Origin of the sequence: Kitasatospora sp. NPDC004669 (genome assembly GCF_040609455.1) — a bacterium.
Classification (GTDB): domain Bacteria; phylum Actinomycetota; class Actinomycetes; order Streptomycetales; family Streptomycetaceae; genus Kitasatospora.
Window position 1 is genome coordinate 36,840 of record NZ_JBEXKB010000006.1, and the last position, 14,432, is coordinate 51,271.

The 14,432-nt window shown below is 72.7% G+C and carries 15 protein-coding genes, 2 tRNA genes and 1 pseudogene; 4 read left to right on the plus strand and 14 right to left on the minus strand.

Going from position 1 to position 14,432, the window contains the following annotated elements; genetic code table 11:
- The 8 genes and pseudogenes from ABZW30_RS07160 to ABZW30_RS07195 all read right to left on the minus strand — a co-directional run.
- Positions 1 to 488, minus strand: a pseudogene (locus ABZW30_RS07160) (hypothetical protein); the annotation flags it as partial.
- Positions 478 to 999 (minus strand): SigE family RNA polymerase sigma factor, encoded by a 522-nt coding sequence (locus tag ABZW30_RS07165; RefSeq protein WP_355670026.1) that lies wholly within the window; start codon positions 997 to 999, stop codon positions 478 to 480. The gene ABZW30_RS07165 and the pseudogene ABZW30_RS07160, both read right to left, overlap by 11 nt.
- A gap of 93 nt (positions 1,000 to 1,092) precedes the next feature.
- The gene (locus ABZW30_RS07170) at positions 1,093 to 1,416 is read right to left on the minus strand and encodes a hypothetical protein (RefSeq protein WP_355670027.1); all 324 of its coding nucleotides are present in this window, start codon (positions 1,414 to 1,416) and stop codon (positions 1,093 to 1,095) included.
- Between the two features lie 139 nt (positions 1,417 to 1,555).
- Entirely contained in the window at positions 1,556 to 2,134 is a 579-nt protein-coding gene (gene pth, locus ABZW30_RS07175; RefSeq protein ID WP_355670028.1) for an aminoacyl-tRNA hydrolase, read from the minus strand.
- Positions 2,135 to 2,248: 114 nt separating this feature from the next.
- Positions 2,249 to 2,836, minus strand: coding sequence for a 50S ribosomal protein L25/general stress protein Ctc (locus ABZW30_RS07180; protein ID WP_355670029.1), 588 nt, complete (start codon positions 2,834 to 2,836; stop codon positions 2,249 to 2,251).
- 282 nt (positions 2,837 to 3,118) lie between these two features.
- Positions 3,119 to 4,096 carry a ribose-phosphate diphosphokinase gene (locus ABZW30_RS07185; protein ID WP_355670030.1) on the minus strand — a complete coding sequence of 326 codons (978 nt, stop codon included), beginning with the start codon at positions 4,094 to 4,096 and terminating at the stop codon, positions 3,119 to 3,121.
- A gap of 200 nt (positions 4,097 to 4,296) precedes the next feature.
- Positions 4,297 to 5,751, minus strand: a complete 1,455-nt coding sequence (gene glmU, locus ABZW30_RS07190) for a bifunctional UDP-N-acetylglucosamine diphosphorylase/glucosamine-1-phosphate N-acetyltransferase GlmU (protein WP_355670031.1) — start codon at positions 5,749 to 5,751, stop codon at positions 4,297 to 4,299.
- Between the two features lie 142 nt (positions 5,752 to 5,893).
- Positions 5,894 to 5,964 (minus strand) — tRNA-Gln (locus tag ABZW30_RS07195).
- Positions 5,965 to 6,213: 249 nt separating this feature from the next.
- On the opposite strand from ABZW30_RS07195, the gene ABZW30_RS07200 reads away from it, so the two are divergent.
- Both ABZW30_RS07200 and ABZW30_RS07205 read left to right on the plus strand, forming a co-directional pair.
- On the plus strand, positions 6,214 to 7,194 hold the full coding sequence (locus tag ABZW30_RS07200) for a fatty acid desaturase (RefSeq protein ID WP_355670032.1): 981 nt from the start codon (positions 6,214 to 6,216) through the stop codon (positions 7,192 to 7,194).
- A 215-nt stretch (positions 7,195 to 7,409) separates the two neighbouring features.
- Entirely contained in the window at positions 7,410 to 8,012 is a 603-nt protein-coding gene (locus ABZW30_RS07205; protein ID WP_350526162.1) for a TetR/AcrR family transcriptional regulator, read from the plus strand.
- A 102-nt stretch (positions 8,013 to 8,114) separates the two neighbouring features.
- Here ABZW30_RS07205 and ABZW30_RS07210 read toward each other — a convergent pair whose 3' ends face one another.
- Positions 8,115 to 8,912, minus strand: a complete 798-nt coding sequence (locus ABZW30_RS07210) for a methyltransferase domain-containing protein (RefSeq protein WP_355670033.1) — start codon at positions 8,910 to 8,912, stop codon at positions 8,115 to 8,117.
- Between the two features lie 111 nt (positions 8,913 to 9,023).
- Between ABZW30_RS07210 and ABZW30_RS07215 the strand changes: the two genes are divergently transcribed.
- Complete coding sequence (locus ABZW30_RS07215) at positions 9,024 to 9,521, plus strand: MarR family transcriptional regulator (RefSeq protein WP_030290689.1); 498 nt, start codon at positions 9,024 to 9,026, stop codon at positions 9,519 to 9,521.
- Positions 9,522 to 9,622: 101 nt separating this feature from the next.
- On the opposite strand, the gene ABZW30_RS07220 is transcribed toward ABZW30_RS07215, so the two are convergent.
- From ABZW30_RS07220 to ABZW30_RS07240, 5 genes are all read right to left on the minus strand, one after another.
- Entirely contained in the window at positions 9,623 to 10,519 is an 897-nt protein-coding gene (locus tag ABZW30_RS07220; RefSeq protein WP_355670034.1) for a response regulator transcription factor, read from the minus strand.
- 277 nt (positions 10,520 to 10,796) lie between these two features.
- The gene (galE, locus tag ABZW30_RS07225) at positions 10,797 to 11,759 is read right to left on the minus strand and encodes a UDP-glucose 4-epimerase GalE (protein WP_355670035.1); all 963 of its coding nucleotides are present in this window, start codon (positions 11,757 to 11,759) and stop codon (positions 10,797 to 10,799) included.
- Positions 11,760 to 12,021: 262 nt separating this feature from the next.
- Entirely contained in the window at positions 12,022 to 12,690 is a 669-nt protein-coding gene (locus ABZW30_RS07230) for a response regulator transcription factor (protein WP_355670036.1), read from the minus strand.
- A gap of 264 nt (positions 12,691 to 12,954) precedes the next feature.
- Positions 12,955 to 13,027, minus strand: a tRNA-Thr gene (locus ABZW30_RS07235).
- A gap of 156 nt (positions 13,028 to 13,183) precedes the next feature.
- The gene (locus ABZW30_RS07240; protein WP_355670037.1) at positions 13,184 to 13,654 is read right to left on the minus strand and encodes a helix-turn-helix domain-containing protein; all 471 of its coding nucleotides are present in this window, start codon (positions 13,652 to 13,654) and stop codon (positions 13,184 to 13,186) included.
- Between the two features lie 168 nt (positions 13,655 to 13,822).
- On the opposite strand from ABZW30_RS07240, the gene ABZW30_RS07245 reads away from it, so the two are divergent.
- Complete coding sequence (locus ABZW30_RS07245; protein WP_355670038.1) at positions 13,823 to 14,419, plus strand: flavodoxin family protein; 597 nt, start codon at positions 13,823 to 13,825, stop codon at positions 14,417 to 14,419.
- Positions 14,420 to 14,432 lie beyond the last annotated feature (13 nt).

Consider the following 14,432-nt stretch of genomic DNA (forward strand, 5'->3'; position numbering starts at 1 on the left):
TACGTCGACGGAACACCCGACGACGGAACACCCGACGACGGAACACCCGACGACGGAACACCCGACGACGGAACACCCGACGACGGAACACCCGACGACGGAACACCCGACGACGGCACCGCCGGAGGCGTCCAGGCCGGGTGCTGGTGCCAGCCCGGTGTCCGCATGGACGTGGGCCCCTTCGCGCAACTCAGGATCACGGCCTCCGGCCCCGCGCCCGTCGCACCTGTCGTCGGGCTCACCAGAGCGACGCCCGCCCCGGCCACGCCCGTACGGCCGACCCCGGAGCCGCCGCCCAGCTGCGTCAGCACCCCCGCGCCGACCGCCAGCACCGCCACCGCGGCCGCCCCCCGCACGGCCCGCTGCCGCCGCGCCCGCCGGCGCCCCGCCTCGCGCAGCTCGGCCAGCGGCGGGCTGCCACCGACCCCCGCCGCGCGCACCCCGAGCCGGACGGCCAGCTCCTCCTCGAACTCGCCCTCAGCGCTCACGCCCCACCAACTCCCTCGCCGGTTCCAGTTCCTGTCGAAGCGCCTTGATCCCCCGCGCCAGGTGGGTCTTCGCCGTGGTCACCGAGCACCCCAGCTCCACCGCCACCTGCGCGACGGACAGGTCCAGGTAGTAGCGCAGCACCACCGCCGCCCGTTGCCGCCGCGGCAGCCCGGCCAGCGCCGCCGCCAACTGCCCGTCCCGCTCGGGTTCCTGGGCCGCAGGCCCGTCGGGCAGGGCGGACGTCAGCACCTCGCGCCGGGTCCGGCGCCACCGCGACACATGGGTGCGGACCATCGTCCTGCGGACGTACCCCTCGGCCGCCCCCGGCTCCCGGATCGCCGACCGCTTCGGGTACACCCGTGCCAGAGCGTCGTGCAACAGGTCCCGGGCGTCGTGAACGTCCCCGGTGATCAGGTATGCCCCCCGTAGCAGGGCCTGGTACCGCGCCGCGACGAACTCGTCGAACGGGTCGGATCCGGAACCCCCCGGGCGCATCGATTCGCGCTTCATACCCTCACGACGCCCCGCACGCCGGAAACGGATGACAAGACGGCGAAGGGCCGGCGCCCACTCCCGTGGACACCGGCCCCTCACGTCACGTTCCTACTCCGCGGGCTCGCCCGCGCGCCGCCGCTTCAGCCACAGCGCGGCACCGCCGGCCACGACCACCAGGCCGCCGCCGACCGCCAGCAGCCCGGCGTCCGGCCCGACCGAGTCGCCGAGCACCGGCGCGAACTGCGCCGCCGCGGGCTCCGGCGAGACCGCCGGATCCGGCTCCGCCACCGGATCGGCGTGCGCCACCGCACCGCTGGACAACAACACTCCGGCCGCCCCCAGCGCACCGGCCGTACCGACTCGTCGTCCGAGCTGTTTCAGCCGGACCACCCGGAGCCGCCGAAGTCGGCGGACCGGACGCAATCTCCGCATCGAGAACTCCCCAGGACCCGTTCGCGTACCAGGCCGACGCTATCCGATCCCGCACAGGGTTCTCACATGGATTCAGGTTTGGAACGGCAAGCGTTGTACGACTGTTGCGTACCGCGCACAGCACGTCCATGACGACCAGTCAGGAGTTGTACGTGCCCTGCGCCCGCTCCAGCCCCTCGGACAGCAGCGCCTCCACCGCGTCCGCCGAGCGGTCCACGAACCACTCCAGTTCCTTGCGCTCGGTCGAGGAGAAGTCCTTCAGCACGAAGTCCGCGACCTCCATCCGGCCCGGCGGACGACCGATCCCGCAGCGCACCCGGTGGTAGTCCGGACCCAGCGACTTGGTGATCGACTTCAGGCCGTTGTGGCCGTTGTCCCCGCCGCCCAGCTTCAGCCGCAGCGCCGCGTAGTCGACGTCCAGCTCGTCGTGGACGGCGATCAGCGCCGAGGCCGGCACCTTGTAGAAGTCCCGCAGCGCCGTCACCGGCCCGCCGGAGAGGTTCATGAAGGACATCGGCTTGGCCAGCACCACCCGCTTGCCCGCCAGCCGGCCCTCGGCCACCTGTGCCCGGCTCTTGTGCGCCTTGAACTTCGCGCCCATCCGCTGCGCCAGCAGGTCCACCACCATGAAGCCGATGTTGTGCCGGTTCCGGGCGTACTGCTCCCCCGGGTTTCCCAGCCCCACCACCAGCCAGGGCCCGTCGTACTCCTCAGCCATTCCTTGCTCTCCTCGCCTTAGCGCTCGACGTCATCATCCCGGACACACCGCTGCCCCGGTCGCTCCAGCGGGAGCGACCGGGGCAGCGGTCTCAGCAGTTAAGCGCTAGGAGGCTCAGGCCTCGGCGCCCTCGGCCTCGGCGGCCTCCTCCTCGGCCGGGGCGGCCTGGGCGGCGATGACCTGCAGCACGACGGCGTCGGCGTCGACGGCCAGCGAGACGTTGGCCGGCAGGACGATGTCCTTGGCGTGGATCGAGGCACCGGCCTCCAGGCCCTCGACCGAGACGGTGACGGCCTCGGGCAGGTGGGTGGCCTCGGCCTCGACCGGCAGGGCCTGCAGGACGTGCTCCAGCAGGTTGCCGCCGGCGGCCAGCTCGCCCTCGGTGTGGACCGGAACCTCGACGGTGACCTTCTCGCCGCGCTTGACCAGCAGCAGGTCGACGTGCTCGATGGTGCGCTTGATGGCCTCGCGCTGGACGGCCTTCGGCAGCACGTACTCGTCCTTGCCGTCGATCGGGACGACCAGCAGGGCGTTCGGGGTCTTGAGGGCCATCATCAGGTCGTGGCCGGGCAGGTTCAGGTGAACCGGGGCGTGGCCGTGGCCGTAGACGACACCGGGGACGAAGCCGGCGCGGCGGGCGCGACGGGCGGCACCCTTGCCGAACTCGGTACGGGTCTCAGCGGCAAGGCGGATCTCGGACACGACTGCACTCCTCGTGAAGACTGGCACGGGGGTGCAGGCAACGCGAAAAACCGCCGGGACCACACCCTCAGTACGTTCGGGGGTCACTCGGCGGCAACGGCCTCTGCCGGCGGACGGAATCCGCCACCGGCAGCGCGTCGATCACGGTGTCGGTGCCCGTCCAGCAGGCACACGGCATCCCTCGCCGAGCAGTTGCACGAGTCTAACCGCATCGGCGCCCTCCCGTGAAATCGGCGGCGGCCCCGGCCCGCGAGGGACCGGGGCCGCCGCGCGGCGCCTTCGTCAGTGCACGCCCTCGAAGAGGCTCGTGACCGAACCCTCCTCGAACACCTCGCGGATCGCGGCCGCGATCGAGGGGGCGATGGACAGCGTGGTGATCTTGTCCAGCTGGAGCTGCGCCGGGGTGGGCAGCGTGTTGGTGAACACGAACTCGCTCACCCGCGAGTTCTTCAGCCGGTCCGCGGCCGGGCCGGAGAGCACGCCGTGGGTGGCGGCCACCAGGACGTCCGCCGCGCCGTTCTCGAACAGCGCGTCGGCGGCGGCGCAGATGGTGCCGGCGGTGTCGATCATGTCGTCGACCAGGACGCAGACCCGACCCTTGACGTCGCCGACGACCTCGGCCGACAGGATGGTGTTGGCCTGGGTGATGTCGCGGCGCTTGTGGATGATCGCCAGCGGGGCGTCCAGGCGGTCGCACCACTGGTCGGCGACCTTCACCCGGCCGGCGTCCGGCGAGACGATGGTCAGCTTGGAGCGGTCGACCCGCTCGCCCACGTAGTCCGCCAGCAGCGGCAGCGCGAACAGGTGGTCCACCGGGCCGTCGAAGAAGCCCTGGATCTGCGCGGTGTGCAGGTCCACGGCCATCAGGCGGTCGGCACCGGCCTGGCGCAGCAGGTCGGCGATCAGGCGGGCCGAGATGGGCTCGCGACCCAGGTGCTTCTTGTCCTGGCGGGCGTACCCGTAGAACGGCAGGATCGCGGTGATGCTCTTCGCGGAGGCCCGCTTCAGAGCATCGATCATGATCAGCTGCTCCATGATCCACTGGTTGATGGGAGCCGTGTGGCTCTGCATCACGAAGCAGTCCGCGCCGCGCGCGGAGTCCAGGAAGCGGACGTAGATCTCGCCGTTGGCGAAGTCCAGGGCCTTGGTCGGGACCAGCTCGGTCCCCAGCGCCTCGGCCACCTCCTTCGCCAGTTCCGGGTGGGCACGGCCGGAGAAGAGCTTCAGCTTCTTCTCACCCGACGTCGTGATCCCGCTCACTGCACCGTCTCCTCGCGTTTGCGGACGCTGAACCCCGTCCCCGTGGAGGGCAGGCGCAGCCCGCACTCACGGGGATCAGGGAATTCTCGGTACGCCTGGACACGGGCGGTAAGCCCGGTGGCGCACGTATGTCCTCAAGGTTACGCGCCCGCGCAGAAACCGTCCGCCCCGGGACCGCCCCGTGGGCGCACCCCGGCCCGTCAGGCCTCAGCGGCCCCGTCCGTCGCAGCCTTCGCGGCCTGGGCGGACGTGGTCCCGGGGCGCTTGCGCTCGACCCAGCCCTCGATGTTGCGCTGCTGCGCCCGGTTCACGCCCAGTGCGCCCGCCGGGACGTCGCTGGTGATCACCGAGCCCGCGCCGGTGTAAGCGCCGTCACCGATGGTGACCGGGGCGATGAACATGTTGTCCGAGCCGGTGCGGCAGTGCGCGCCGATGACCGTGCGGTGCTTGTTGACCCCGTCGTAGTTCACGGTGACCGAGGCCGCGCCGATGTTGGTGCCCTCGCCGATGGTGGCGTCGCCGATGTAGGAGAGGTGCGGCACCTTGACGCCCTCGCCCAGCTCGGAGTTCTTCACCTCGACGTAGGTGCCGACCTTCGCCTTGCGGGCCAGCTTCGCCCCCGGCCGCAGGTAGGCGTACGGGCCGGCGATGGCCAGCTCGCCGACCTCGGCGCGGTCGGCCGTGGTGTTGCTCACACGGGCGCCGGCGCCGATCAGGGTGTCCTTCAGGGTGGAGTTCGGGCCCACCTCGCAGCCCTCGCCCAGGTGGGTGGCGCCCTGCAGCTGGGTGTTCGGCAGCACCACGGCGTCCGGCTCGTACGAGACCTGCACGTCGAACCAGGTGGTCGCCGGGTCCATCACGGTGACGCCCGCGCGCATCGCCCGCTCCAGCAGGCGGTCGTTCAGCAGCCGGCGGGCCTGCGCCAGCTGGACCCGGTCGTTGATGCCCAGGATGTCCCGGTGGTCCTCGGCGACCACGGCGCCGACCCGGTGCCCGGCCTTGCGCAGGATCTCCAGGGTGTCGGTCAGGTACTCCTCGCCCTGCGAGTTGTCCGTGGTGAGCTCGGCCAGCGCCTCGACCAGCAGCTTGGCGTCGAAGGCGAAGACGCCCGAGTTGATCTCGGTGATCGCACGCTGGGTGTCGCTGGCGTCCCGCTCCTCGACGATCGCGGCGACGGTGCCGTCCTCGTCGCGCAGGATGCGGCCGTAGCCGAAGGGCGCGGGGACGACGGCGGTCAGCACGGTGACCCCGTTCCGCTGCGCGGCGTGGGCGTCGGCCAGCCGGCGCAGGGTCTGCCCGGTCAGCAGCGGCGAGTCACCGGCGGTCACGATCACGGTGCCGTCCAGCACCACGTCGTCCGCGGCCAGCGCCTCCAACGCCGTGCGCACCGCGTGCCCGGTCCCGTTCTGCTCCTCCTGCACCACCGGCCGCACCGCCGGGTAGTGCGCCACCAGGTGCTCCTCCACCTGCTCGCGCTGGTGGCCGACCACCACGACGAGCTGCTCCGGCGCCAGTTCACCGGCCGCCGACACCGCGTGGCCCACCAGCGAGCGCCCGCACACCTCGTGCAGCACCTTGGGCAGCTTGTTCGACTTCATCCGGGTCCCGCCACCGGCGGCGAGCACGACAACGGCGGCAAGCGAATTGGCACCCATGCGGGGAGGCTCCTCGGTAGGTTCACAGAGAGGGAGGGCAGGCCCGGCCCGGACCCAGGCCGGTCGCCATTCGCACAGTCCGCCGAGCAGCACTGACAATACCGGCGAGGGGGGAAACGCCCGAACCCGAGGCGCGCAAAGGCTCCGCCGCTAGGATTCGAACCCAGACAAAGGCCTCCAAAGGGCCCTGTGCTGCCATTACACCACGGCGGACAGTCGTGTCAGACCCTACCCGAGTCGACCCTCCCGTGGGTATCAACAAGCCCGATCCGCAGGCCCTGATCCGCCGGAGCCGATCGAACATCCCGGGCCCGGGGTTCATCCATCCAGTCGGGTGAATTCACTCAAGCGCCGCGCGGCGATGTGTTCCCCCGGGCGCGGAGCGCAACCTACGATGCCGTAGGTTACGCCAACGTAGGCTCCGCTCTGTCCCGTTCAAGGGACGCCGCGAAGGGACGCCCCATGACCATCCAGGCAGGCGAGGCGCACCCGGGGGGCGACGCGCTCCCCGATCCCTGCGCCGACGCAGCGACCCGGCTGTCCGCCACCCGTGGCGGGGAGAAGCAGGGCTTCGCCGAACGCGTCGCGCTCGCACTGTTCATCCTCGTGCCGTTCGCCGCGCTGGCCGCCGCCGTGCCGGTGGCCTGGGGGTGGGGGCTGGGGTGGACGGACGCGGCGATCACCGTCGCCATGTACTTCCTCACCTGCCACGGCGTCACCGTCGGGTACCACCGCTACTTCACCCACGGCGCCTTCAAGGCCAACCGCCCGATGCGCCTGGTGCTGGCGATCGCCGGCAGCCTGGCCGTCGAGGGCCCGCTGGTGCGCTGGGTGGCCGACCACCGCAAGCACCACCGCTTCAGCGACAAGGACGGCGACCCGCACTCGCCCTGGCGGTACGGCGAGAGCGTCCCGGCCCTGATCAAGGGCCTGTGGTGGGCGCACATGGGCTGGATGTTCGACGAGGAGCAGACCTCGCAGCTCAAGTACGCCCCGGACCTGGTCCGCGACCCGGCCATGAGGCGGATCTCCCGGCTGTTCTGGCTCTGGACCATGATCTCGCTGCTGCTGCCCGCGCTGATCGGCGGCCTGGTGAGCCTGTCCTGGGAGGGCGCGCTGTCCGCCTTCTTCTGGGGGGCGCTGGTCCGGGTGGCGCTGCTGCACCACGTCACCTGGTCGATCAACTCGATCTGCCACGCGGTGGGCCGGCGCCCGTTCCGCTCCCGGGACCGCTCCGGCAACGTCTGGTGGCTGGCGGTGCTCTCCTGCGGCGAGTCCTGGCACAACCTGCACCACGCCGACCCGACCGCGGCCCGGCACGGGGTGCTCCGCGGGCAGATCGACTCCTCGGCCCGGCTGATCCGCTGGTTCGAGCTGGCCGGCTGGGTCCGGGACGTCCGCTGGCCGGACGCACAGCGGATCGCCGCCCGCCGCGCCGCATGAGGCGGCGTTTCCAGCATGATGTAGGGGTGAACGGGAGCAGCGCAGACAGCACAGGCGGTCACCACAGCACGCGGACGGACGCGGCGCCCGGAACGGCGCCGGCCCGTCCGCGGGCCGCTGCACCGGCGGGCACGCCCGCCAACGGGGGCCCGGAACGGGGCACGGACGGGGGCACAACCGCCTCGGCCCCGCGCCGCCGGGGCGGCCGGGTCCGGATGACCGGCAAGCAGCGCCGGGAGCAGCTGCTGGAGATCGGCCGGACGGTCTTCGCGGAGCGCGGCTACGACGGCACCTCGGTGGAGGAGATCGCCGAGCGCGCCGGGGTGTCGAAGCCCGTGGTGTACGAGCACTTCGGCGGCAAGGAGGGGCTGTACGCGGTGGTGGTGGACCGCGAGATGCAGCTGCTGCTGGACATGGTGACGGGGGCGCTCACCGGCGGACACTCGCGCGAGCTGCTGGAGCAGGCCGCGTTCGCGCTGATGGACTACATCGACACCTCGACGGACGGCTTCCGGATCCTGGTCCGGGACTCGCCGGTGGCCCAGTCGACCGGCACCTTCGCCTCGCTGATCAGCGACATCGCCACCCAGGTCGAGGACATCCTGGGCCTGGAGTTCAAGTCCCGCGGCTTCGACGCCCGGCTGGCCCCGATGTACTCGCAGATGCTCGTCGGGATGGTCGCGCTGACCGGCCAGTGGTGGCTGGAGGTCCGCAAGCCGGACAAGGCGACGGTGGCGGCACACCTGGTGAACCTGGCCTGGCACGGGCTGGAGGGGCTGGAGCGGCACCCGAAGCTGGTCGGCGACCGCAAGGGCTGAGCCCGCACCGGGCCCGGCTCCCACCGCTTCACCCCCGCCGCCGCTCGCCCCACACTCCGACTACCGCTCCACCGCCACCACCGCTTCACTCCGGCTACCGCTTCACCCCGACCGCTTCACCCCGACCGCGAAGATCCGCCGGAACGGGAAGACCGTCCCGTACGGCCCGGCCGGGTAGGCCTCACGCAGCAGCCGCCCGTACTCGGCGAGAAAGGCGGCCCGGTCGGCCGGGTCGGCGAGCCGGGTGAGGACGGGCCGCAGCGCGCTGCCCTTGACCCACTCCAGCACCGGGTCCGGCCCGGGGAGCAGGGTGCGGTAGGTGGTCTCCCAGACGTCGGGGAGGCAGTCGGCGGCGGCGAGGGCGTCGAGGTAGCGCTCGGGCGGGTGGACGCCGGAGCGAACGGCGTCGACGCCAAGGGTGTCGCGCCAGCGCGGGCTGCGGCGCAGTTCGGCGAGCAGGGTGTGGCTGGGGGCCTCGAAGTTGCCGGGGACCTGGAAGGCGACCACTCCGCCCGGGCGCAGCGCGGCGGCCCAGCGCGGGATCAGGTCGAGGTGACCGTCGATCCACTGCAGCGTGGCGTTGGAGACGATCAGGTCCGGTCGGGCCGGGGTCGGGTCGTACTCGCGGGCGTCGGCGAGCAGGTACTCGGCGGTGGGTTCGCCCTCGGCGCGGGCGGTGGCGAGCATCGGGGCGGAGTTGTCGACTCCGGTGATCCGGGCCTGCGGCCAGCGTTCGCGCAGGACGGCGGTGGAGTTGCCCGGGCCGCAGCCGATGTCGAGGATCACGGCGTCGTCCGGATCCGGGAGGGCGGGGACGCGGGCGGTCAGTTCGCGCAGCGGGCGGGTGCGTTCGTCGGCGAAGCGCAGGTACTGCGCCGGGTCCCAGACGGGGGTGGTCATGGCTCACCTCGCAGGTATCTCGACATCAAGATATCTCGGTGAAGCCTCGCTGGCACATTTCTCGATGTCAAGAGACTTCACATCGACACATCCACCGATACACTGATCGTCATGGAGGACGAGGTCGACAGGCTGGTCGCAGCGTGGCGCCGAGAGCGCCCCGACCTCGACGTGGAGCCGCTTGAGGTGCTCAGCCGGGTCAGCCGGCTCGCCCGGCACCTGGACCGCGCCCGCCGCACCGCATTCGCCGAGCACGGCCTGGAGCCTTGGGAGTTCGACGTCCTGACCGCCCTGCGGCGGGCCGGCTCCCCGTACCAGCTCTCCCCCGGCCAGCTGCTCACCCAGACCCTGGTCACGTCCGGCACCATGACCAACCGGATCGACCGCCTCACCGGCAAGGGCCTGGTCAAGCGCCTGCCCGACCCGGACGACCGGCGCGGCGTCCTGGTCCGGCTCACCGACGACGGCCGCGACCGCGCCGACCAGGCACTGGCCGGACTGCTCACGCACGAGCGCGAACTCCTGGCCCAGCTCAGCTCCGGCCAGCAGGGCGAACTCGCCGCGCTGCTGCGGCTGCTGGTCGCGCCGTTCGACAACATCCCGGGCTGAGCCTTCCGCTGCCGTTCGGACGACGCCGTTCGGACGACGCCGTTCGGGGGGCGACCGTTCGGGGGCGACCGTTCGGGGGCCGCTGTTCGGGAGGCCGCCGCTTACGGGGCGGAGGCGACGGACGGCGGTACCGCCGGTTCCGCGGGGCTGACCCCGGCCCGGCGGGCGACCGCGACGGCGGCCAGCGTGGAGTGCACCCCGAGCTTTCCGAGCACGTTCTGCATGTGCGTCCGGACGGTGTGCGGCGACAGGTAGAGCCGCTCGGCGACGGCCTGCCGACCCAGCCCCGCGACCATGCAGCGCAGGATCTGCTTCTCCCGCGGGGTGAGGGTGTCGACCAGCCGCTCGCTCTCGGTGCGGTCCCGCCGGGCGGTGGTGAGTTCGCGGATCACCCCGGTGAGCAGCGCGGGCGGCAGATGCGTCTCGTCCCGCAGCACGCCCCGGACCACGGCGAGCAGCCGGGCCAGTGAACTCTCCTTCGCCACCCAGCCGGTGGCCCCCGCGTGCAGCGCCCGGGCGGCGCGGTGCGGGTCGTCGGCGGTGGCCAGGACGACGGCGCGCAGCCCGGGGTGGGCGCGGCGGAGTCGGCCGAGCAGGGTGATGCCGTCGGGGGGCGGGGAGACGGCTCTGAGCTGGTCGGCCCGCAGCTGGTCGGGGCTCGGCCGGTCGGCCGGGCGGGCGACGGCCGTGGGGACCGCGGCCTGGACCGCAGACCGGCGCGGCGGCGGTACGCCCTGGGCCGGGCGGCGCCGGGCCTCCTCGGCCGGCTCGGTGCCGGGCCTGGCCCGGGCGCCCGCGGCCTCGGCCCCCAGGTCGGCGTCGATCAGCGCCACGTCGTAGGCCCGCCCCTCGGCGGCGGCGCGCTCCAGCGCCCGTTCGGCGGCGGCCGCGCTGCCGGCCGCGCCCACCTCCACGTCGGGCTCGGCGGCGAGGGCCGCGGCCAGTGCCTCGGCGAAGATCCGGTGGTCGTCGACCACCAGGACCCGGATCCGCCCCATCGTCACTACCCCCCTGCTCAGGGCGCCCGAGCCCGGGAGCGGGGACCGGTCCGGCGTGCGCGCTCCGGACCCGTCGCTCCGCCCGCCCACCGGTTGGCCGGTGAGGCCGAATGGGCGCCGGCCCCCACCGGTACCGCACTCAGCGTACGGGCCTGGAAACCCACCCGTGGTGGTTTGGTGAAGTTTCGCCAGGAGGCGCGTGAGTGGCCGGACTTGATCGGTCCGGTCGGTCCCGGGGCGCTTTCCGCACCCCGGGACCGACCCGACTCGCCCGTGGTCAGCCGGCGTTCTTCTCCAGGGTGAACTTCCAGGCGTCGGCGACGATGTCGTCCAGGCTCGGGCGGCGCGGCGTCCAGCCCAGCGCCTGGTGGGCACGCTCGGCGGAAGCCACCAGCACGGCCGGGTCGCCGGCCCGGCGCCCGGCCACCTGCACCGGGATCTCCCGGCCGGTGACGCGCTTGACCGACTCGATCACCTCGCGCACCGAGAAGCCGCTGCCGTTGCCCAGGTTGCAGATCAGGTGCTCGCCCGGCTTGGCGGCGTCCAGCGCCAGCAGGTGCGCCTCGGCCAGGTCCGCGACGTGGATGTAGTCGCGGATGCAGGTGCCGTCCGGGGTCGGGTAGTCGTCGCCGTACACCGCGATGTGCGGACGCTGGCCCAGCGCGGCCTGGAAGACCAGCGGGATCAGGTGCGACTCGGGGTCGTGGCGCTCGCCGTAGGCGCCGTACGCGCCGGCCACGTTGAAGTAGCGCAGCGAGACGGCGGCCAGGCCGTGGGCGACGGCCTCGCTGGTGATCAGGTGGTCCACCGCGAGCTTGGTGGCGCCGTAGGTGTTGGTCGGCGCGGTGCGGGCGGTCTCGGCGATCGGCACCGCCTCCGGCTCGCCGTAGGTGGCGGCGGTGGAGGAGAACACCAGCTTGCGCACGCCCGCCGCGCGCATCGCGCTGATCAGCTCCAGCGAGCCGGCCACGTTGTTGCGCCAGTACTTCTCCGGGTCCACGACCGACTCGCCGACCTGCGAGGAGGCGGCGAAGTGCAGCACGCCGTCGAAGGAGCCGTCCAGCACCTTGCCGGCCTCCTGGATCCGCCCCTCGACGAACTCGGCGCCGGCCGGGACGCCCTCGCGGAAGCCGGTGGAGAGGTCGTCCAGGACGGTCACCTGGTGCCCCGCCTCCAGCAGGTGGGCGGCCACCACACTGCCGACGTAGCCGGCGCCACCCGTGACCAGGTACTTACTCATGATGAGACCTCCAGCGGGCAATGGTCCGCCCGGTCGGCGGGCCATCGAGGGATTGCGTACGACTGCGGTCAATTGTCCCTGCCCGGCAGGGTGCTCCCGACCACCGGGGCGGTGGCTCCCGGGCTTTCTCACCCAGTCCTCAGCCGTCCTCCACAGCCGCCGCCCGCGGGCCGTCCCCAGCCCTTGTCCTCAGCCGCCGTCCCGGTCCCCGCCCCCGTCCCGGTCCCCGCCCCCGTCCCGGTTCCCGCCCCGGTCCCCGTCCTCAGCCGCCGGACATCCGCTCCAGCAGGCCGGTGCGCGAGGCCACCGCGGCCGCCTCCAGCCGGGTGCGCGCGCCCAGCTTCATCAGCACCCGCTGGACGTGGGTACGGGCGGTGCTCGCGGCGATCCGCATCCCGGCGGCGATCGCCGCGGTGTCCTCGCCGTCCGCGATCCGGGCCAGCACCTGCACCTCACGGCGGGTCAGCAGCCGCAGCAGCCGGACCGCCTCGTCGTCCGGTTCGGCCACCGGGCGCAGCAGTTGGTCGAAGGCCCCGCGCAGGATGTCCACCGCCACCGCGGCCTCGCCGGCCCGGGCCCGTCCGATCGCCCGCTCGACCACCTCGATCCGCTCGTCGCTGGGCACGTACCCGGCCGCCCCGGCCGCGAACGCCCCCGCCACGCCCCGCAGTTCACCGACCGGCCCGAGCACGATCACGGCCACCTCGGGGCGCTCCCGGCGGATCCGGCGCAGCCCGTCGAAGGCACCCGGCTCCCCCGGTGCGGCCACGCCCAGCAGGCACACCTCCGGCCGCCGTCCGGCGACCAGATCGGCGGCGACGCCGACCGGCGAGCCGACCGCGAGCACCCGGTGGCCGCGCAGTTGGAGCGCGGTGGCCAGCGCCTCGGCCAGCAGCCGGTGGTCGTCGACCACCACGAGTCGAACGCCCATGACGCCCTCCCGGTCGGGGTCCGGCTCGCGCCCGCACCCCACGGGCGGGCGGCCGATGACGCACCATCACAGCGCATTCCGCACCCGACCCGCTAGGCCACCGCGTGTCGGCGGTCCGGCCGGGCTCGGACCGCGCCTGGTCCGGGGCTGTGCCGGTTCAGGCTGCGCCGGTTCAGGCCGTGCTGGTTCAGGCTGTGCTGGTTCAGGCTGTGCTGGTTCAAGAAAGCGAAAGACCCCCGCCGTGAGGCGAGGGTCTTTCAGCTGAGCCCCCATGCGGAATCGAACCGCAGACCTTCTCCTTACCATGGAGACGCTCTACCGACTGAGCTATAGGGGCTTGCCGGGTTTGTTTTCCCGGGCCGGTCGAACAAGGAAGACATTACACGGCCGTCGACCCGAAAGGGAAATCGGCCCCGCTCGACCCCGGTCCGACCGCCCAGGTCCGCACTCCGACCACTCGGGCCGCCGCCCAGGCGTCCGCTCAGGCCTCCACTCAGGCCTCGGCGTGCGCCGCGTCGAACTCCTCGCGGGCCGCGAGCATCTGCCGGGCCCGCCGCTCCGTCCAGCGACCGAGCGGGGAGACCAGCGCGGCCAGTTCCCGGCCGAGCGGCAGCAGGTCGTAGACCACCCGTGGCGGTGTCTCCGGGAAGACCGTGCGGCGCACCAGCCCGTCGCGCTCCAAGGTGCGCAGCGACTGGGTGAGCATCTTGCGACTGACCCCGCCGACCCCGCGCTGGAGTTCAGAGAAGCGCTGCGGCCCGCAGGCGGCCAGGCTCATCAGGATCAGCAGCGACCACTTGTCGGCCAGCTCGGCGAACATCTCGCGGCTCGGGCAGAGCTGGGCGAAGACATCGAGCTCCAGCTCCAGCTCCTGCCCCTGCTCCTGCCCCTGCTCCCGCCCCTGCTCGCGCTCGCGCTCCTGGTGCCACCCGATGCCGGTGCGGGCCGCTTCCTCGGTCGTCATGCCGACCAGGGTAGCTCCACGGTCTCCAATCCACTCTTGGTAACCAATGGAGACCTGGTCTATATTGGAGACCGATCGACGGGCCGGGCCCGCGCAGTACGCCCTGTCCGCGCTCCGTCCCCTCCGCTTCCCCACCGGCTCACCGCCGTCCCGTACAGGAGTGCCCGCATGACCGCCGTCCGTCCGACCGTCGCCATCGCCTACCACTCCGGCTACGGCCACACCGCCGTGATAGCCGAGGCCGTCGCCCGCGGCGCGGCCGCCGCAGGCGCCGAGGTCATCTCGATCGCCGTCGACACCATCACCGAGGAGCAGTGGGCCCAGCTGGACGCCGCCGACGCGATCGTCTTCGGCTCCCCCACCTACATGGGCACCGCCTCCGGCGCCTTCCACGTCTTCGCCGAGGCCACCAGCAAGCGCTGGTTCACCGACGCCTGGAAGGACAAGGTCGCGGCCGGCTTCACCAACTCCGCCTCCAAGAGCGGCGACAAGGCCGGCACCCTCGGCTTCTTCCAGACCCTCGCCGCCCAGCACGGCATGAACTGGGTCAACCTCGGCCTCAAGCCCGGCTGGAACGCCACCACCGCCAGCGAGAACGACCTCAACCGCCTCGGCTTCTTCAACGGCGCCGCCGCCTCCTCCCCGTCCGACGCCGGTACCGAGGCCGTCCACAAGGCCGACATCGCGACCGCCGAGCACCTGGGCGCGCGCGTCGCTCAGCACACCGCGGTCCTGCTGGCCGGCCGCGCCGCCCTGGCCGGCTGACCCCTCCCCCGCG